The organism is Sulfitobacter aestuarii (assembly GCF_042685005.1).
In the GTDB taxonomy this organism is placed as follows: Bacteria; Pseudomonadota; Alphaproteobacteria; order Rhodobacterales; family Rhodobacteraceae; genus Sulfitobacter; species Sulfitobacter aestuarii.
The window spans coordinates 329,224-346,137 of the sequence record NZ_JBHUMP010000001.1 but is presented as its reverse complement, the minus strand read 5'-3'; the positions used below and the strand labels follow the sequence as shown (position 1 = coordinate 346,137).

Genomic DNA, 16,914 nt, shown 5'->3' with positions numbered 1-16,914 from the left:
GACCCCGCGGCGGAAGGTCAGTCCGAAGGCGAAGCTCCTACCGAGGAGCCGGCGACCGAGGAAGAGGCTGCCGAGGCCGATACCCCGGCCCAGGCGGCGGTCGAGGAAACCGCCGAGGAAATGGCCGAAGAGCAGCCTGAAGCGCTCGAAGAAGGCGACGCGGAAATCGTGGTGGACGGAACGACACAAGACGACGCCGAAGTCGGTGTCGCGGATGCCGAAGGTCATGACGACGAGGAACATGCGACGGATGACGCCCATGGGGCGGAGGAGGAACATGGCGATGCCCATGCAACGCCGCATATCGAGAATATCGACTTTTCCTTCGACGGTCCCTTTGGCGCCTATGACGTCAACCAGCTGCAGCGCGGCCTGCAGATCTACACCGAGGTCTGCGCTGCCTGCCATGGTCTGAAATACGTCGCAATGCGCACGCTGGCCGATGAGGGCGGACCTGGGCTGCCCGAGGAGCAGGTCATCGAATATGCCAAGCAGTTCGATGTGTTCGACGCCGATCTCGACGACACGCGGCCCGGCACCCCGGTCGATCATTTTCCTGAATCGAGCCTGCCGAACGCACCAGATCTGTCCCTGATGGCCAAGAAGCGTGCCGCTTTCCACGGGCCCTATGGTCTCGGGATCAACCAATTCCTGAAGGGGATCGGCGGACCGGAATATATCACCGCGCTGCTGACCAGCTATACCGGCGAGGAAAAGGAGCAGGCGGGGACCGTTCTTTATGGCAACACCGCCTTCCCAGGCGGCTGGATCTCGATGGCGCCGCCGCTGGGGGATGAACAGGTCGAATTTGTCGATGGTCACGCCAATGACCTCCAGCACCTGTCCGAAGATGTCTCGGCCTTCCTGATGTGGACTGCGGAACCCAAGCTCGGTGCGCGCAAGACGGCCGGATTCGCCGGGGTGATCTTCCTGACCCTGCTGTCGGTGCTGCTTTATCTCACCAACAAGCGGCTGTGGGCGCGTCACAAGTACAAGGGCTGATTGCTGATCGGACCCGCAAAAAAGCCCCCTGAACCGACATGGCTCAGGGGGCTTTTCTTGTCCGCGGGCGCTGCAAATACCTGGCAGGCGGTATGCGGCCTGGACGATAATCGTAGGGCCGTGACGATGGATGTTTTCCCCACTGCCACGAATGGCTCCGGCTTAGCCGAAGTGAATGCTCAGACATCCCCCATTCCGTTCAAAATGCGCCGAAGCGATCCCTGAATATAAAAGGTGCTCTTGCAATCGGCGCCGATCTTCAATGGATATAGCCTGCCACGCGCTCGCTCGCGGGTCTGTGATCTGGTTCACAGCGGTTCAGGTTTTCGGAAAGGCCGCGATCCCTGTCAGCGCGGGACGATCGAGGATCCGCAGCCCGCGCCGTTCCGGCACGATGATTTCCTCGCGTTTCCAGAGCGCCAGGGTCCGCGCGACTGCCTCACGGCTCGCACCGACGAATTCCGCCAGCTCCATCTGCGACATGTGAAGCTGCGGTTCCGAGCCGCCGGAGGTGGCGGTCAGATAGAGGATCTTGCGAGCCAGTCGGGCGGGCATGGTCAGAAAAACCTGTTCGCTGAGCTGCTGTCCCATCCAGCGCATCCGCCTTCCCGCCAGCGCGAGCATATCGGCGCCGAGCGCAGGCGTGTCTCGCAGTGCGGCCATGATGTCGGCATTCCTGATCCCCCAGACAATGCTGGCACTCAGCGCCGTCACCGTCGCTGTGCGTGGCCCCGGATCGAACAGGGCAATCTCCCCGACGATTGCCCCCTCACGCATTACATCGAGGCAGAGCTTGCGCCCATCAGCCGAGATGATCGAGATTTCGAGCATACCCTCGATCACGGCATAGAGCGCGTCGCCCTTGTCACCCTGCGCAAACAGCTCTTCGCCTTCAGACAAGTCGCGGGGCCGGGCGAAGGAGGCCATGACCTCGCGCAATTGGGGCGAGGCGCCTGCAAGAAATCCGCTGTCACTGGACTGGCTCACATAATAATCCCGACTTGTTCGCGGAGGCGGCCACAGGGGCCGCTCCGCGAGGTGACGACCTCCCTAACGCTGAAATCCCGCGAGCATCCGGTGGTATTCCGCATCCATCACGACCGGTTCAGGACTCGCCGGATCATCCATCGGCGGATGGCTCAGCATGGCGTCATTGCCGACATGGCGATCTGCCACCGTGCCGCGGGTCTCTTTTGCATCCACTTCATATTCGAAAAGCAACGCGCCGGGTTCCTGCTTACAGGTGACATTGGCAGTTCCGTCGAGCAACCGGCGCAGCTTTTTCGGCCTGATCGTTGCGCACTCGCATCTCGAGCACCCGTTCGATGACATCGCTCATGATCCTGCCGTCCTGCGCAGAGGGTACCCCAGTCGGGGAAAATCACAAAGCGCGCCGTCAGGCCGTCAGATGTGCAGTCTCGTATCCGGTGATCCGGGCATCGACGATCTCGCCTTCGCGCTGCGGCTGGGTGAAATGCACTTCAGTAAATTGCTCGCTCCGGCCCATATGCGGATTCTCCATCAGGATCCGATGGGTTTTTCCGACCTGTTGTCGCAGATGGCGCTGTACCTGTGCATCACCGGCAGCTCGCAGCCGGGCGGCGCGCTGCTTGATCGCCGCGCCCTGAACCGCGGGCATCCGTGCCGCCGGTGTCCCGGGGCGGGCGGAATAGGGGAAGACATGAAGCCATGTCAGGTCGCATTCCTCCACCAGCTTTACCGAATTGTCGAACATCTCTTCGGTTTCGGTCGGAAAACCTGCGATGATATCGGCGCCGAAGGTCATATCGGGACGCAGCCGCCGGGCCTCCTGCGCGAAACGGATCGCGTCATCGCGCAGGTGTCGGCGCTTCATCCGTTTCAGGATCATGTCATCGCCATGTTGCAGCGACAGATGCAGATGCGGCATCAGCCGTGTCTCGGTGGCGATTGCCTGCATCAGATTGTCATCGACCTCGATCGAGTCGATCGACGAGATCCGCAGCCGCGGCAGGTCGGGCACGAGACTGAGGATCCGCATCACCAGATCACCCAGTTTCGGCGCGGCAGGCAGGTCGGCGCCCCAAGAGGTAAGATCGACTCCGGTGAGCACAACCTCGTTGAATCCCTTGTCCACCAACCGTTTGATCTGGTCTACGACGACTCCGGCGGGTACCGAGCGTGAATTGCCACGACCGTAGGGGATGATGCAGAAGGTGCAACGGTGATCGCAGCCATTCTGGACCTGCACATAGGCGCGCGAACGGGTGCCGAAACCGTCGATCAGATGGCCGGCGGTTTCTGTCACCGACATGATGTCATCGACCTGCAGCGCTTCGGTCTCGCCGATGAAATCGGCCGCGAGCCCCTGCCAGGTGGCGCCCTGCATCTTCTCGGTATTGCCGATCACCGCATCGACCTCGGCCATCGCGGTGAAGGTTTCGGGTTCCGTCTGCGCAGCGCAGCCGGTGACGATCAGCCGGGCGTCGGGGTGATCCCGGCGCAGGCGGCGGATGTCCTGGCGCGCTTTGCGCACCGCCTCGGCGGTTACCGCGCAGGTGTTGACGATCACCGCATTCTCGAGCCCGGCCTGTTGGGCAAGGTCTTTCATCGCCTCGGACTCATAGGCGTTGAGACGGCAACCCATCGTGCTGAAAACCGGGGCGGTCATGAGAGGCTCTCCAGAAACGCGGGCGTCAATACGCCGCTGAATACATGCGCGGTCTCGCCGGTCATCCAGACACCGTCGTCACGCCAATCGATTTCCAGCGTGCCACCATCAAGATCGATCACCACGCGCCGTCCGGTCAGCCCGCGCCGCGCCGCCGCCACTGCGGTGGCGCAGGAAGAGGAGCCGGAGGCCAGGGTGATTCCGACACCGCGTTCCCAGACCCGCATGCGGATCCGGTCGGCCCCGGTAATCTGCGCGACCTGTACGTTGGTGCGTTCGGGGTAAAGCGGATGATGCTCGATACCGGCGCCGAAGGCGGCAAGTTCGATGGCCGAGACATCCTCGACAAAGAACGTGCAATGGGGGTTGCCCATGCCGGTGGCCACGGGCGATCCCTCGATCGGCAGGTGCAGCGTGTCGGTCTCGTGTGCGAGCGGAATCTCCTGCCAGTGCAGCTGCGGCGCACCCATGTTGACCGAGGTGCGGCCATCGCCAGCGTCACGGGCGGCCAGATTCCCGCGCGCGGTGCTGAGCTGCAGCGCGCTCTTGCCGGTCTCGTCCATCAGAAACCGCGCGATGCAGCGGGTGGCATTGCCGCATGCAGCCGAGAGCGAGCCGTCGGAATTGTAAAAGGTCAGATGCGCATCCCCGCGCCCCTCCTCGATCACCGCAAGCTGATCGAAGCCGACGCCAAGCTGACGATGGCCAATGGCCCGCGCCAGCGCCGGGCTGACCGAAAGATCACCGGCGCGCGCATCGAGCACGACGAAGTCGTTTCCCAGCCCGTGCATCTTCATGAAGGGCAATCCATTGGCTCTTTGATCGGTCATTCGGCGCATATAACCCCGGGCGAGAAACTAATCCAGCAGTCGGTAAGAAAATCGCACATTTCGGGGTTGACCCTCGGCCCCGACCTTTCTAATTACCCGCGTAGTGGGCCTGTAGCTCAGTTGGTAGAGCAACTGACTTTTAATCAGTAGGTCTCCGGTTCGAACCCGGACGGGCTCACCACTTTTCTTACAAGTGAAGAGGTTATCCAGTCGGACGCGATCTGCATCGCGCCGACCGGTACCGTTTGCAAGGCGATATCACAGGCTGAAAAAAGCCCCCGCAAGCCGTTCTGGCGAGGGGGGCTGTGGCCTCTTGCCGAGCCGAAGCAGCGACGTGCTACCAGTCGTTCGGACCCTTTTCGGCGAAGGCATGGACCAGGAAATCTATGAAGGCGCGGACCTTGGGCTGGGTGAACCGCCCCGGCGGATAGACCGCGTAGATTCCTTGGGTTTCAGAAGGCAGGCCGGGGATTGCATCCTCCACCAGACCCTTCTCCATGGCTTCGGCATAAAGGAAGCTCGGTAGATAGGCGATCCCGAGCCCGGAAATCGCGGCATTCAGCAAGGATTGCCCGTCATTGACCGAAAGCCAGCCCGCCGTGCGTACCTGACGTTTTTCGCCGGATGGTGCAGTCAGTTTCCAGACATTGCCGCTCGATTGGTTCGAATAATGCAGCAATTTGTGCTCGTTAAGATCGTCGATCTTCTGTGGACGGCCATAGCGCTGGATATAGCTCGGTGAGGCGATCATCCGCTTGGTCGTCTCGGTCAGCTTGCGGGCGCGCAGGGTGCTGTCCTCAAGCTCGCCGATCCGCACCGCCATGTCGAAGCCTTCGGAGATCAACTCCACGTAGCGGTTGTTGAGCACCATGTTGACAGTGATATCCGGAAAATCAGACAGGAAGTCCGAAAGGACCGGGGAAAGGTGATTGACCCCGAAATCGGTGGCGACCGAGATCCGCAGCAGGCCGGAGGGGGCCGATTGCATCGAGGTGACCAGCGCATCCGCTTCGCCCGCATCATTGAGCACCCGGCGGGCACGGTCGTAATAGGCCAGACCGATCTCCGTGGGCGAGACCCGCCTTGTCGTGCGGTTGAGCAGACGCGCGCCCAGCCGTGCTTCGAGCGAGGAAACATGTTTCGAGACCGCCGATTTGGAGATCCCCAGCTTCTTGGCCGCGTCGGTGAAGCCGCCCTGATCCACTACCGCGGCGAAGGCTTCCATCTCTGTAAGACGGTCCATGCCCGATCCTTTCAAACTTGTTGTAAGGCACAGAAATGGCGACGAATTCGGGCGGGATCAGGGCGGCGCTGCGACAGTAGCAAGGTAATCTGCACCATCGTTCAGCCGGTGGAAACATCCCGGGCGGGCGGTACTGCCGCGAGGATCAGAGCCAGCGTAGCCATTTCAGCAGAACGAGCAACACCAAGACTAGAAGGGTCATGCCGAGGCACAGCAGCGTGAAGGCCCAGGGACTCCCCACCCCCGGCATGCCGCCGACGTTGACCCCGAACAACCCGGTAAGAAAGCTGAGCGGTAGAAAAACAGCTGCTGCGATGGACAGGACATAGCCATGCCGCGCCTGTTTGCGGGCGACATAGAGGTCATGTTCGTCCTGCACCGTGATCAGCCGTTCGCGCAGCGCGTTGAGTTCCTCTACCGCGATCGTCGTCCGGTTGGCCGATTCGCGAATGCGCAGCGTGTCGGGCTCGGGAATGATCGGCATGTTGATCTCGATCAGGCGGTCCAGAGCGGCCTGTTGCGGTTCCAGGTAACGGCGCAGCCGGATCACCCGGCGCCGGGTCTCGGACAGATCCTTGGGAATCGGTGTCGTCTCGTCTTCCAGGTCGTCTTCGTAGAATTCGGTGATGTCCGCGATCTTTACCACTTCCTGCTCGATCCGTTGGGTCAGCCTGGAGATCAGGACTTCGAGAAAATCCGCCGTGGTGGGGGGCGGATTGTCGGCCTCGGTCTGCCTGCGGATGTCGTCGATGGTGAAGACCTTGCGCATCCGCACCGTGATGATCACGTCGCTATCCACCCAGAGCCGCACCGACACCATCTCATCCGCGTCCTCCCCGGCATTGAGATTGATGCCGCGCAAATTGAGGATGATGCCATCTGCGAACCGGTCGCAGCGTGGTCGTGTCTCGGGTTGCAGCAGCGCTCCGGCCGGGATGGGTGGCAGATTGGCGGCGACCCAGCCGGGCAGCGCCGGATCGGCGAGATCGAAATGCCACCAGCGATAGGTGCCGGGGCCGGTCAGAGACTCATCTTGCGGGACTTCCGCGGTGCCGTCGGGATAGATGTCGAAGACGCAGAGAGGCATGGCGCACCCTTGTTAACCCGCGCGCAGACTGCACCGAACCCGGCGCCGTGACAATCCGGTCAGAAGGGGCTGACGGCGGCCGAATCACAGTGCGGCAGCAAGCCGTGTGCCCTGATTGATCGCGCGCTTGGCGTCGAGTTCGGCCGCGACATCGGCACCGCCGATCACATGACATTCCCGGCCCATCTCGGCGAGGCGATCCGCCAATGAGCGATCCGAAAGTTGCCCTGCGCAAAGCACGATCGTATCCGCCCGGATCAGCGTCGGAGTCTCACGCGCCTCGCCGAAAGTGACATGCAGCCCGTGTTCGTCGATCTTCTCGTAATTCACCCCGCCGATCATCTCGACCGCATTCATTGTCAGCGAAGCGCGGTGAATCCAGCCGGTGGTCTTGCCCAACCCCTTGCCGAGCTTGCTGGCTTTGCGTTGCAGCATGGTGACCTGTCGTGCCGGGGGGTGGGGCTGCGGTCCTTCGGGAGCGAGACCGCTGCGATGTTCGGCCGGATCGGCCACGCCCCATTCGCGCAGCCATTCCGGCAGGTCGAGCGTGGTACTGTCGCCATCATGCACCAGATGTTCGGAGACATCGAAACCGATCCCGCCCGCGCCGATGACCGCGACGCGCTCGCCAGCCTTGGCGCTGCCGTTCAGGATGTCGATATAGCTCACCACATTCGCCCGGTTCTGGCCGGGAATTTGCGGATCGCGCGGGACAACGCCGGTGGCGATGATGATTTCGTCGTACTTGGTGAGATCGTTGGCGGAGACTTCGGTATCGAGCCTGATCCTCACGCCAAGCGCATCGGTCATGGTCCGGTACCAGTCGACGAGGCCCCAGAACTCCTCCTTGCCCGCCACCTGCTTGGCAAGGTTCAACTGTCCGCCGATCTCGCTGGCGCGGTCAAAGAGCGTGACGTCATGGCCGCGCTCGGCTGCGGTGATCGCGGCCGAAAGCCCTGCCGGCCCCGCGCCGACGATCGCGATTGTCTTCGCCATATCGGCCGGGGCGATTTGCAGTTCCGTTTCGTGGCAGGCGCGGGGATTGACGAGGCAGGTGGAAATCTTGCCGCTGAACGTATGATCGAGACAGGCCTGGTTGCAGGCGATACAGGGCGCGATCCGCGCCGCTTGTCCGGCCATCGCCTTGGCGACGAAATCGGCATCCGCCAGCATCGGACGGGCGAGCGACACCATGTCGGCGCAGCCCTCTGCCAGCAGCTCCTCCGCGACCTCCGGGGTATTGATCCGGTTCGACGTGATGACCGGTATGCCGACCTTGCCCATCAATTTCCTGGTGACCCAGGCGAAGGCCGCGCGCGGCACCGAAGTGGCGATGGTAGGGATACGGGCCTCATGCCAGCCGATACCGGTATTGATGATGCTTGCCCCGGCTTTCTCGATCTCCTGTGCCAGTTGCCCGACTTCTTCATGTGTCGAGCCGTTGGGCACCAGATCGATCATCGAAAGTCGATAGATGATGATCGACTCCGGGCCGAGAGCGTCGCGGGTGCGGCGCACCACTTCCAGCGGCAGACGCATCCGGTTCTCATAGGAACCGCCCCAGCGGTCTTCGCGCTTGTTGGTATGGGTCACGAGGAACTGGTTGAGGAAATAGCCCTCCGAGCCCATGATCTCGACCCCGTCATACCCGGCCTGTTGCGCGCGTTCGGCGCAGGTAACGATATCGGCTATCTGCTTCTCGATCCCCTCTTCGTCGAGCTCGGTGGGGACAAAGGGCGAGATCGGTGATTTTAGCGGCGAGGGCGCTACGCATTTCGGCCCGTAGGCATAGCGCCCGGCATGCAGGATCTGCATGCAGATCTTGCCGTCCGCCGCATGGACCCCCTCCGTAACGACGGAGTGATTGTCGATATCCTGCTGGCTGACCATCATCGCTGCGCCCGGCAACACGGAGCCTTCGAGGTTCGGGCCGATACCACCCGTAACCATCAGCCCGACCTGCCCACGCGCCCGCTCGGCGTAGAATTCCGCAACCCGGTTCCAGTCCTTTGTCTCTTCCAGCCCGGTATGCATCGAGCCCATCAGCACGCGGTTCTTGAGCGTCGTGAAACCAAGGTTGAGCGGGGCGAGCATATGCGGATAATCGGACATGGAATTGCCTTTCTGGACCGGCGTTTGGACCTGACAACACCCTATGACATTGTCGATGTCACGCACAACGCGGCGTCACCGGACAGGGACGTAGGGGGAGCGTATATGGGAGGGAGCGAACTCAAGCTTCGGAGAGGGTTGCCGCGCGATGACCTTGTCCTCGGTCGAGTGATGTTCGCCGCGATCCGCGAGGGGCCAAGTCCTTATACCGAAGCCCAGCGGCGGGCCTGGCTGAGCGCGCCCTGTGCCGGGCCGGAATGGTCTGCCTGCCTCGCAGGTCAGCAGGTAATGCTCGCCGAACGGGCGGGGCGGGTGCTCGGGTTCATGACGATGCGGGAGCATGGCTATATCAACCTGGCTTTCGTTCTGCCTCAGGCGCAGCGGCAGGGTGTCTTCACGCTGCTCCTGGGCGCTTTCGAAGGTCTGGCCCAACAGAGACGGCTCACCAGTCTCGAGACCCATGCCAGTCTGACGGCGCGGCCCGCTTTCATGGCGCGGGGCTTTCATGCTATCTCGGAGGAAACCGTAGCGCGGGGCGGGCAGTATCTGACCCGGACCCGAATGGAGAAGACGCTGACATGACTCCGGATCAGATTGCCCAACTTCCCTATCGTCCCTGTGTCGGGGTGATGGTGGTCAACGGCGCGGGAGAGGTCTTTGTCGGCCAGCGGCGCGACCGCGATACCGATGCCTGGCAGATGCCGCAGGGCGGGGTCGAGCCAGGCGAGGATCCGCGCGAGGCCGCACTCCGCGAGCTCGAAGAGGAAACCGGAATCAGCCGCGATCTGGTGAAGATCGAGGCCGAGACCGAGACCTGGCTGCCCTATGATCTGCCCCACGAACTGGTGCCGAATATCTGGAAGGGCCGGTTTCGCGGGCAGGAACAGAAATGGTTCCTGATGCGCTTCTCGGGCCGCGACGATCAGATCAACATTGCCACCGAACATCCCGAGTTCTCGCAATGGCGCTGGCTGGCTGCGCGGGATCTGGTCGGACAGATCGTGCCGTTCAAACGCGCGGTCTATGCCCGGGTACTCGATGAATTCGAAGGACATATCTGATGCGGCTGCTCAGCACCCTGTTCGCCCTCCTCGCGCCGTTTCCGGCAGCGGCGCTCACCTGCATGCCCCATTCGCTCGAGGCAACCTATCAAGAAGCGATGGCGGCGGAAGAAATATACCACGTGGTACATGGACGGCTTACCTTCGATCCCCAGCGGTTGCCGAAGGTCGATCTGACCCGACAACAGGACATCCCGCCCTTGACCCGGCTCGCGGCGCGGCTGGAGGGGATGGCGCTTGCGGAGCAAGGCTTCAAGCTCCCGTTCGAGCGCGATATCACGCTGGAAGCCGCCTGCTACGGGCCCTGGTGCGCTTCTGCGGAAACCGGGCAGGATGTGCTGGCCTTTGTGCGCAAGACGCCGGAGGGCCATGTGCTGGAGACAAACCCTTGCGGAGGATTCCTGTTCAGCACGCCGAAACCGGCGCTGTTGCGCAAGGTGCAGGCCTGTTTCGCCGGAGAAAACTGCGAGCCCGCGCCGCGTTAGCGCCGAATCAGCGGCACATGCGGCGCGGCACTTTGCGGCAGCAGGCCGTTCAGCCGCGGATCGTCGTCGATCTCGATCTGCCGTCGATAGGGGGTAAAGCCGCTGCGGATGTAGAAGGGCAGGGCCTGGGGGCTGTCGAGCGTGCAGGTGTGGACGTGAAACCGCTCGATCGGCTGCTCCCACGCCAACCGGATCGCCTGGTTCATCAGATAACGTCCCGCGCCGCTACCGATCATGGCAGGCGTCACGCCGAAATATGCCAGCTCGCATTCGCCTTCCCGGCGGAAATCCAGCTCCAGCAGGGCTTCGTCCCTGCCATCCTTGCTCAGCGTGTAGTGGGTCACCTTCGGATCATGGATGATCGCGGATAATTCCGCGTCCGACATTCTCAGACGTCCGAACCAGAGCCAGTCGAGCGCACCGACGCGGGTAAAGATATCGCGAAACCAGTCGAGATCCGGCGTGACGTGCCGAAAGCTGACACCGGGCAGGTCGGGCACCTGCCGCGTCTCGGCGGGTGCCAGCATCTGCAGATGGGTTACCACCATGGCCACCTTGCCATTCTCGATGTCATGATAGCCGTTGGCGAGCATGATCAGAGCAGCCTTTCGTTGCGGAATACGTCCAGCATGTCGCGCTCGGGGCGGGGTCCAACATGGGAGATCACCTCGGCGGCGCAGAGATTGCCCATCCGCCCGCAGGTCGCAAGGTCTCGCCCGGTGGCCAGGCCGAAGAGGAAACCGGCGGCAAATTGATCGCCCGCACCGGTGGCATCGACGGGAACGACCCGGGTGACGGGCACATCGACACGTTCCTCGCCGCGGATCAGCGTCACGCCGTCGCCGGAACGGGTGCAGATCACCAGCGGACAGAGCGCCGCCGTGCGCGACAATGCATCCTCGAGATCATCGGTTTCGAACAGCGCGCGGATCTCGGCCTCGTTGCCAATGACATAGTCGAGCTCTTCACCGATCATCCGCAGGAAGTCATCGCGGTGCCGGTTGACGCAGAATGGATCGGAAATCGCGATCCCCGCCATGCCACCGGCGGCCCGGGTCAGCCGTGAGGCTTCGAGAAACGCCTGTTTGCCCTGATCCTTGTCAAAGAGATACCCTTCGAGGAACATGATCTTCGCAGCGGAAGCGACGGCGTCCGGCACGTCGTCAGGACCGAGATCTGTGGAAATGCCGAGATAGGTGTTCATCGAGCGTTCCCCGTCGGGGGAGACGAAGATCATCGAGCGCGACGTCGGAAGATCGTCCCCGGTCACCGGGTCGTTGACGAAATCTGTGCCCCCCTCGATCATCTCCTGTGCGTAGAAATGCCCGAGTTCGTCGTCACTGACCCGTCCGATGAAGGCGGTCGGCAACCCCAGCGCGCCAACTCCGGCGATGGTATTGGCGACCGACCCGCCGGGCGTCTGCAACCGGTCCTGCATGGCACCGTAAAGCTCATCGGCGCGATCGCGCTCGACAAGTTGCATGATACCTTTCTCGATGCCGCGTTCTTGCAGGAAGGCCTCATCGGCATGGGAGATCACGTCAACGACGGCGTTGCCGATGCCGACCAGTTCATATTGGGTCATACGGTTTTGTCCTCATAGGGGCATAGATCGCGGATGATGCAGGTGCGGCACAGGGGTTTTCGCGCCTTGCAGGTGTAGCGGCCGTGCAGGATCAGCCAGTGGTGGGCATGGCGCTGGAAATCGGCCGGGACATTGTCTTCGATGGCGCGTTCGACCGCGTCCACCGTCTTGCCGGGCGCGATACCCGTGCGGTTGCCGACCCGGAAGATATGCGTATCGACCGCCTGTGCGGGCTGGCCCCACCACATGTTGAGCACCACGTTGGCGGTCTTGCGCCCGACACCGGGCAACGCCTGCAGCGCGGCGCGACTGCTCGGCACCTCGCCGTCATATTGCGCGACGAGAATCTCGCTCAGCTTCATCACGTTCTTCGCCTTCTGGCGAAACAGGCCGATGGTCTTGATATGCCCGGTCAATCCGTCGAGACCGAGGTCGAGCATCTTTTGCGGCGTATCGGCGATTGCGAAAAGCTTGCGCGTGGCCTTGTTGACCCCGGCATCGGTGGCCTGCGCGCTCAGCGCCACGGCGACGAGCAGGGTATAGACATTCACATGTTCCAGCTCCCCTTCCGGCTCCGGTTCGGCAGCCTGGAAACGGCTGAAAATTTCGCGGATCGCATGGTAATCGAGCTGTTTTGCCATGGGCGCAGATATGCGCGGAATGGCGGGGCAGGGCAAGCCGGGGTCAAAGATTAATCCGGGCGCGGCAAGGCGGTTCGCGCAAGAAACGGGTCGCGTGGGGGCGCGGCGCCAACTAGATTGAGCATATGACACAGATCGCCCCTCTCCCAGCCGCCGCCGATGAAGGCTATCACTACAACGTCATGCGCCGTGCGCTCGCGGTGATCGACGCGGCGGAAGACCCGTTGCAGCTCGAACAGGTGGCAGACGAGATGGGAATGAGTGCCGCGCATTTCCAGCGGCTGTTCTCACGCTGGGTCGGGGTGTCGCCCAAGCGCTACCAGCAATATCTGATGCTCGGCCATGCCAAGACCCTGATGCGCGATCACTTCACCACGCTGGAGACCGCCCATGCACTCGGCTTGTCGGGGAGCGGGCGGCTGCATGATCTTTTCCTGCGTTGGGAAGCGATGAGCCCCGGCGAATTCGCCCGCAAGGGCGCCGGGCTCGAAATCTTCTGGGGTCGTTTCGACAGCCCCTTCGGCTCCGCGCTGGTGATGGGGACGGCAAGGGGTATCTGCGGGCTGGCGCTGACCGCGGAGGTCGGCGAGACGGCGGCGATGGACGATCTGCGCAGCCGCTGGCCGCTGGCGGAATATGTCGAGGACGCGGATATCCTGCGCCCCTGGGTCATGCGCGCGTTTGCCATGCAGGAGAGTGGCAACAGCAAGACGCCGCTCTATCTCATCGGCGCGCCGTTCCAGATCAAGGTCTGGGAGGCCCTGCTGACCATTCCTTCGGGACAGGTCACCACCTATTCCGAGATCGCCCGGGCCATCGGCGCGCCACGGGCGGTGCGTGCCGTAGGCACGGCGGTCGGGCGCAACCCAGTCAGCTGGCTAATCCCCTGCCACCGCGCCCTGCGTAAAAGCGGCGCGCTGGGCGGCTATCATTGGGGTCTCCCTGTCAAGCGGGTGATGCTGGCCTATGAAAGCGCTCGCGCCGAGGCGTGATGCGCGGGGTTTCGCCGAAATCGCGGCTTTGGCGACTTTTACAGAAACCAATCGCCACTATAGTGCGTTTCCATCGAGATGCCCCGCCCGAACGGGGTCCGAAACCACATGAAGGCAGTGAAACATGATTTCTTCGAAAATGACATTGGCGGCCGCGCTGACCGGCGTTCTGGCTCTGGGTGCCTGTACCGATCCCGCAGAATATGGCGGCGGCGGCAACACGAACGACCCGAACCAGAAGACCAAGAGCGGTGCGCTGATCGGTGCCGGAGCCGGAGCAGTGATCGGGGCGCTCTCCAAAGGTGACGGAAATCGCGCCGAGGGTGCGCTGAAAGGGGCTGTTCTGGGTGGCGCTCTTGGCGCTGGCGTCGGGTATTCGTTGGACAAGCAGGAAGCCGAGCTGCGCCGCGTAATGGACAGTCGCGTGGTGATCACCAACACCGGTGACCGTCTGATCGTGACCCTGCCGCAGGACATCCTCTTCGCTACCGATAGCACCGCCGTGCAACCGGCGTTGCAGGGTGATCTGGCGGCGCTGGCCAGCAATGTGCAGATCTATCAGAATTCGACCCTTCAGGTCATCGGTCACACCGACAGTGACGGCGAAGCGTCCTATAACCAGCAATTGTCCGAGGGCCGCGCCAGGGCTGTGGCCAATGTGCTGATCAACCAAGGCGTGCCCGCTTCGCGCGTCCAGACCTATGGTCGTGGCGAAAGCCAGCCGGTCGCCAGCAACCTCAACGCCGCGGGCAAGGCGCAGAACCGTCGGGTCGAAATCGTGATTCTCCCCAACGCGCGCTGAACATCGCGGCAATGATTGGCAGAAGCCCCGGCTCCGGTCGGGGCTTCTTGCATTTCGGTCCCGGCACGTCATGCTAAAGAGAGACGCCAGAGGAGTTCGGACGATGAACCCCGTCAACCTGATCGGTATCTGTGGTTCTCTGCGTGCAGAAGCCACTAACCGCAGATTGCTGCGCGAAGCGGTCCGCTTGTTCGGCGATTGCCGCTATCACGAGGCCGACATTCGCTTTCCGCTCTATGACGCCGATGACGAAGCCGAAACCGGCGTGCCTGACAAGGTGCAGGATCTTGCGGAACGTATTGCCACGGCGGACGCGGTACTGATCTCGACGCCTGAATACAACAAGGGCCCTTCCGGCGTGTTGAAGAATGCGCTCGACTGGATCAGCCGGGTCGAGGGTAATCCGTGGAAGGACAAGCCGGTGGCTGTCATGTCCGCAGCCGCCGGTCGTGCCGGTGGTGAACGCGCGCAGATGATCTTGCGCAGCTTCATGGTGCCATTTCGGCCACGCATCCTGCAGGGGCCGGAGATCCATCTGGCAGGCAGTTCGAAGCAATTCGACGAGACCGGTTCGCTGACCGGGGAAATCTATGTCAGGCAGCTGACCGCATTGATGGAGGGACTGCGTGCCGAGATTGCGCGCGGCTAGAGCGAATCCTCCACGCGGAACCCTTCGGGGATGTTGTCCCTGTCCTCCAGCAGCAGATCCGCCATGACCTGCGCCACCTTCGGGGCCATGCCAAAGCCGATCTTGAAGCCGCCGTTGGCGATGTAATGACCTTCGTGGCCGGGCCAGGGGCCGAGCATGGGAGCCCGGCTGCGCGCCCGGGGCCTGAGCCCTGCCCAGGTCTCGATCACCTCGGCCCGCCGCAGCACCGGCACCGCCTTGCGGGCCGCTTCGATCACCGCATCGATCTGGCGGTCCGTTGTGGCGGCGGAGGTGAATTCCCGCTCCGTGGTCGAGCCGACCGCGACCGTGCCATCGCCGTGAGGGATCACATGCACGCCTCCGGCAAACAGCTGAGGCACCTTGCCCGCATCATGGGCCAGCAGCGCCGCCTGCCCCTTGATGCCGATGCCAACCTGCCGGGAATGCCCGGCATTCAGAGCCTCGAGCCCGGCGGTGCCGGTGGCCCAGACGACCCGGCCCCGGTCAGGCGCCTCGGCCTCCACCTCCACGCCCGAGCACCGCAGCGCCGCCACAAGCGCCGCGCAGGCGAGTCGTGGGTGGATATGCGCGCTGAGATCATCTTCGATCAGCCAGCCGCTCGGGCTTAGCGGCTCCCATTCCGCGCCGCTGGCACGCCGCACCTGCCATGACGCCTGATCATACCAGAGTTGCGCCGCGCTCTCTGCACGTTGCCGCGCGAGGACCAGCGCGGCTTCGTCGGCGATCGGCTGCAGGCGCCCGGCACGGACATAACCCGCGTCAAGACCGCCGACCGCCTCGACCTCGGTCCAGAAGCGTTGCGCCATCAATAAGCTCTCAAGTTGAAAGGCTTTCTTGGCGTTCCAGTTCTCCGGAACATGCGGCGCCAGCGCCCCGACGATACCGCCACTGCTGCCCGAAGCGGCACCGTTGGGATCGACGATCCGCACGCTTGCGCCGCGCTGCGCGCAACTCCAGGCGATCGACAGCCCAAAAATACCTGCGCCCCTGATGGTGATATCGACCATTGCCAATCCCTGTCCGCTTGCCCAGTGTTCCTGCGACCAGCCATTCCTACAAGGTGCCGCCGTGCAGAACCAGACAGCGCAGATCCTCTGGCGTGACGGCGGCGTGCCGGTGTCGGCCCGGTTCGACGATCCCTATTTCTCGCTGCAGGACGGAGCGGCAGAGACCCGGCACGTGTTCCTGGCGGGCAATGACCTGCCTGCGCGCTTTGTCCCCGGCTTTCACATTGCCGAGCTGGGCTTCGGCACCGGGCTGAACCTGTTGCTGGCCTGGGACTCCTGGAGCCGCTCCGGCTGCGACGGGCCTCTACGTTTTACCAGCTTCGAGGCCTTCCCTATGGCACCTGCGGATATGAGCAAGGCACATGAAGCCTTCCCGGATTTCGATGGCAAGCGCGATGCCTTTCGCGACGCCTGGCGGCCTGAGGGCGGGTTGATGACGTTGCCGGGGCTCGAACTCCAAGTGATCATCGGCGATGCCCGCGCGACTCTACCGGCCTGGGACGGGCGAGCCGATGCCTGGTTCCTCGACGGTTTCTCCCCGGCGAAGAACCCCGAATTATGGTCTGCTGACCTGTTGGCCGAAGTTGGCGTGCATACCGCGCCCGGCGGCAGTGCGGCAACCTATACCGCCGCCGGATTCGTGCGCCGCGGGCTTGCCGATGCCGGGTTCGAGGTGGAACGCTGTGCGGGGTTCGGCCGCAAACGGCATATGACGAAGGCCCGCAAGCGCGAAGGAGCAGAGTGACC

At 63.0% G+C, this 16,914-nt stretch carries 18 protein-coding genes, 1 tRNA gene and 1 pseudogene; 9 read left to right on the top strand and 11 right to left on the bottom strand.

The genetic code is table 11. The features are described from left to right. Nucleotides 1–300: 300 nt before the first annotated feature. Nucleotides 301–1,002, top strand: a pseudogene (locus ACFSUD_RS01770) (cytochrome c1); the annotation flags it as partial. Nucleotides 1,003–1,320: 318 nt separating this feature from the next. Here ACFSUD_RS01770 and ACFSUD_RS01765 read toward each other — a convergent pair. From ACFSUD_RS01765 to dapF, 4 genes are all read right to left on the bottom strand, one after another. Continuing rightward, on the bottom strand, nucleotides 1,321–1,989 hold the full coding sequence (locus tag ACFSUD_RS01765; protein ID WP_386370863.1) for a Crp/Fnr family transcriptional regulator: 669 nt from the start codon (nucleotides 1,987–1,989) through the stop codon (nucleotides 1,321–1,323). A gap of 63 nt (nucleotides 1,990–2,052) precedes the next feature. Continuing rightward, complete coding sequence (locus ACFSUD_RS01760; protein ID WP_386370861.1) at nucleotides 2,053–2,271, bottom strand: hypothetical protein; 219 nt, start codon at nucleotides 2,269–2,271, stop codon at nucleotides 2,053–2,055. 127 nt (nucleotides 2,272–2,398) lie between these two features. Next, nucleotides 2,399–3,652: a tRNA (N(6)-L-threonylcarbamoyladenosine(37)-C(2))-methylthiotransferase MtaB gene (gene mtaB / locus ACFSUD_RS01755; protein ID WP_386370860.1), complete on the bottom strand. Its 1,254-nt coding sequence runs from the start codon at nucleotides 3,650–3,652 to the stop codon at nucleotides 2,399–2,401. Then, on the bottom strand, nucleotides 3,649–4,482 hold the full coding sequence (dapF, locus tag ACFSUD_RS01750; RefSeq protein WP_386370859.1) for a diaminopimelate epimerase: 834 nt from the start codon (nucleotides 4,480–4,482) through the stop codon (nucleotides 3,649–3,651). Before dapF ends, mtaB begins: the two co-directional genes overlap by 4 nt. Before the next feature lie 105 nt (nucleotides 4,483–4,587). Between dapF and ACFSUD_RS01745 the strand changes: the two genes are divergently transcribed. Then, a tRNA-Lys gene (locus ACFSUD_RS01745) sits at nucleotides 4,588–4,663 on the top strand. A gap of 156 nt (nucleotides 4,664–4,819) precedes the next feature. Here the strand turns inward: ACFSUD_RS01745 and ACFSUD_RS01740 are convergent. From ACFSUD_RS01740 to ACFSUD_RS01730, 3 genes are all read right to left on the bottom strand, one after another. Next, nucleotides 4,820–5,725, bottom strand: a complete 906-nt coding sequence (locus ACFSUD_RS01740) for a LysR family transcriptional regulator (RefSeq protein ID WP_386370857.1) — start codon at nucleotides 5,723–5,725, stop codon at nucleotides 4,820–4,822. A 145-nt stretch (nucleotides 5,726–5,870) separates the two neighbouring features. Further along, nucleotides 5,871–6,812, bottom strand: a complete 942-nt coding sequence (locus ACFSUD_RS01735) for a CorA family divalent cation transporter (RefSeq protein ID WP_386370855.1) — start codon at nucleotides 6,810–6,812, stop codon at nucleotides 5,871–5,873. 84 nt (nucleotides 6,813–6,896) lie between these two features. Then, on the bottom strand, nucleotides 6,897–8,924 hold the full coding sequence (locus tag ACFSUD_RS01730) for an FAD-dependent oxidoreductase (protein ID WP_386370853.1): 2,028 nt from the start codon (nucleotides 8,922–8,924) through the stop codon (nucleotides 6,897–6,899). A gap of 171 nt (nucleotides 8,925–9,095) precedes the next feature. Between ACFSUD_RS01730 and ACFSUD_RS01725 the strand changes: the two genes are divergently transcribed. From ACFSUD_RS01725 to ACFSUD_RS01715, 3 genes are read left to right on the top strand one after another with little or no spacing between them, the layout of a single operon-like run. Continuing rightward, nucleotides 9,096–9,506, top strand: coding sequence for a GNAT family N-acetyltransferase (locus ACFSUD_RS01725; RefSeq protein ID WP_386370851.1), 411 nt, complete (start codon nucleotides 9,096–9,098; stop codon nucleotides 9,504–9,506). Further along, the gene (locus ACFSUD_RS01720) at nucleotides 9,503–9,985 is read left to right on the top strand and encodes an RNA pyrophosphohydrolase (protein WP_386370849.1); all 483 of its coding nucleotides are present in this window, start codon (nucleotides 9,503–9,505) and stop codon (nucleotides 9,983–9,985) included. Before ACFSUD_RS01725 ends, ACFSUD_RS01720 begins: the two co-directional genes overlap by 4 nt. Next, nucleotides 9,985–10,470, top strand: coding sequence for a hypothetical protein (locus ACFSUD_RS01715; protein WP_386370847.1), 486 nt, complete (start codon nucleotides 9,985–9,987; stop codon nucleotides 10,468–10,470). The genes ACFSUD_RS01720 and ACFSUD_RS01715 overlap by 1 nt, the downstream gene beginning before the upstream one ends. Here the strand turns inward: ACFSUD_RS01715 and ACFSUD_RS01710 are convergent. Genes ACFSUD_RS01710 through nth form a run of 3 tightly spaced genes read right to left on the bottom strand, consistent with a single transcriptional unit; the run spans nucleotide 10,467 to nucleotide 12,696 of the window. Further along, nucleotides 10,467–11,063: a GNAT family N-acetyltransferase gene (locus tag ACFSUD_RS01710; RefSeq protein WP_386370845.1), complete on the bottom strand. Its 597-nt coding sequence runs from the start codon at nucleotides 11,061–11,063 to the stop codon at nucleotides 10,467–10,469. The two genes, ACFSUD_RS01715 and ACFSUD_RS01710, sit on opposite strands and share 4 nt — an antisense overlap. Nucleotides 11,064–11,065: 2 nt before the next feature. Beyond that, nucleotides 11,066–12,055 (bottom strand): adenosine kinase, encoded by a 990-nt coding sequence (locus ACFSUD_RS01705; RefSeq protein WP_386370843.1) that lies wholly within the window; start codon nucleotides 12,053–12,055, stop codon nucleotides 11,066–11,068. After that, entirely contained in the window at nucleotides 12,052–12,696 is a 645-nt protein-coding gene (gene nth / locus ACFSUD_RS01700) for an endonuclease III (protein ID WP_386370842.1), read from the bottom strand. The genes ACFSUD_RS01705 and nth overlap by 4 nt, the downstream gene beginning before the upstream one ends. A gap of 125 nt (nucleotides 12,697–12,821) precedes the next feature. Between nth and ACFSUD_RS01695 the strand changes: the two genes are divergently transcribed. The 3 genes from ACFSUD_RS01695 (at nucleotide 12,822) to ACFSUD_RS01685 (ending at nucleotide 15,139) form a co-directional block, all read left to right on the top strand. Further along, complete coding sequence (locus ACFSUD_RS01695; protein WP_386370840.1) at nucleotides 12,822–13,688, top strand: methylated-DNA--[protein]-cysteine S-methyltransferase; 867 nt, start codon at nucleotides 12,822–12,824, stop codon at nucleotides 13,686–13,688. A gap of 124 nt (nucleotides 13,689–13,812) precedes the next feature. Further along, entirely contained in the window at nucleotides 13,813–14,490 is a 678-nt protein-coding gene (locus ACFSUD_RS01690; RefSeq protein WP_386370838.1) for an OmpA family protein, read from the top strand. 103 nt (nucleotides 14,491–14,593) lie between these two features. Then, nucleotides 14,594–15,139, top strand: coding sequence for an NADPH-dependent FMN reductase (locus ACFSUD_RS01685; RefSeq protein WP_386370836.1), 546 nt, complete (start codon nucleotides 14,594–14,596; stop codon nucleotides 15,137–15,139). On the opposite strand, the gene ACFSUD_RS01680 is transcribed toward ACFSUD_RS01685, so the two are convergent. Further along, complete coding sequence (locus ACFSUD_RS01680; protein ID WP_386370834.1) at nucleotides 15,136–16,167, bottom strand: NAD(P)/FAD-dependent oxidoreductase; 1,032 nt, start codon at nucleotides 16,165–16,167, stop codon at nucleotides 15,136–15,138. The genes ACFSUD_RS01685 and ACFSUD_RS01680 overlap by 4 nt on opposite strands. Nucleotides 16,168–16,228: 61 nt before the next feature. On the opposite strand from ACFSUD_RS01680, the gene mnmD reads away from it, so the two are divergent. Then, the gene (gene mnmD / locus ACFSUD_RS01675) at nucleotides 16,229–16,912 is read left to right on the top strand and encodes a tRNA (5-methylaminomethyl-2-thiouridine)(34)-methyltransferase MnmD (protein ID WP_386370832.1); all 684 of its coding nucleotides are present in this window, start codon (nucleotides 16,229–16,231) and stop codon (nucleotides 16,910–16,912) included. Nucleotides 16,913–16,914: the final 2 nt, after the last annotated feature.

Coding starts and splice junctions, on each gene's coding strand:
- ACFSUD_RS01705 (WP_386370843.1), bottom strand. CDS start 12,055: ATGACCCAATATGAACTGGTCGGCATCGGCAACGCCGTCGTTGACGTG.
- dapF (WP_386370859.1), bottom strand. CDS start 4,482: ATGACCGATCAAAGAGCCAATGGATTGCCCTTCATGAAGATGCACGGG.
- ACFSUD_RS01725 (WP_386370851.1), top strand. CDS start 9,096: ATGTTCGCCGCGATCCGCGAGGGGCCAAGTCCTTATACCGAAGCCCAG.
- ACFSUD_RS01735 (WP_386370855.1), bottom strand. CDS start 6,812: ATGCCTCTCTGCGTCTTCGACATCTATCCCGACGGCACCGCGGAAGTC.
- ACFSUD_RS01720 (WP_386370849.1), top strand. CDS start 9,503: ATGACTCCGGATCAGATTGCCCAACTTCCCTATCGTCCCTGTGTCGGG.
- nth (WP_386370842.1), bottom strand. CDS start 12,696: ATGGCAAAACAGCTCGATTACCATGCGATCCGCGAAATTTTCAGCCGT.
- ACFSUD_RS01715 (WP_386370847.1), top strand. CDS start 9,985: ATGCGGCTGCTCAGCACCCTGTTCGCCCTCCTCGCGCCGTTTCCGGCA.
- ACFSUD_RS01685 (WP_386370836.1), top strand. CDS start 14,594: ATGAACCCCGTCAACCTGATCGGTATCTGTGGTTCTCTGCGTGCAGAA.
- ACFSUD_RS01730 (WP_386370853.1), bottom strand. CDS start 8,924: ATGTCCGATTATCCGCATATGCTCGCCCCGCTCAACCTTGGTTTCACG.
- mtaB (WP_386370860.1), bottom strand. CDS start 3,652: ATGACCGCCCCGGTTTTCAGCACGATGGGTTGCCGTCTCAACGCCTAT.
- ACFSUD_RS01710 (WP_386370845.1), bottom strand. CDS start 11,063: ATGCTCGCCAACGGCTATCATGACATCGAGAATGGCAAGGTGGCCATG.
- ACFSUD_RS01680 (WP_386370834.1), bottom strand. CDS start 16,167: ATGGTCGATATCACCATCAGGGGCGCAGGTATTTTTGGGCTGTCGATC.
- ACFSUD_RS01690 (WP_386370838.1), top strand. CDS start 13,813: ATGATTTCTTCGAAAATGACATTGGCGGCCGCGCTGACCGGCGTTCTG.
- ACFSUD_RS01695 (WP_386370840.1), top strand. CDS start 12,822: ATGACACAGATCGCCCCTCTCCCAGCCGCCGCCGATGAAGGCTATCAC.
- ACFSUD_RS01740 (WP_386370857.1), bottom strand. CDS start 5,725: ATGGACCGTCTTACAGAGATGGAAGCCTTCGCCGCGGTAGTGGATCAG.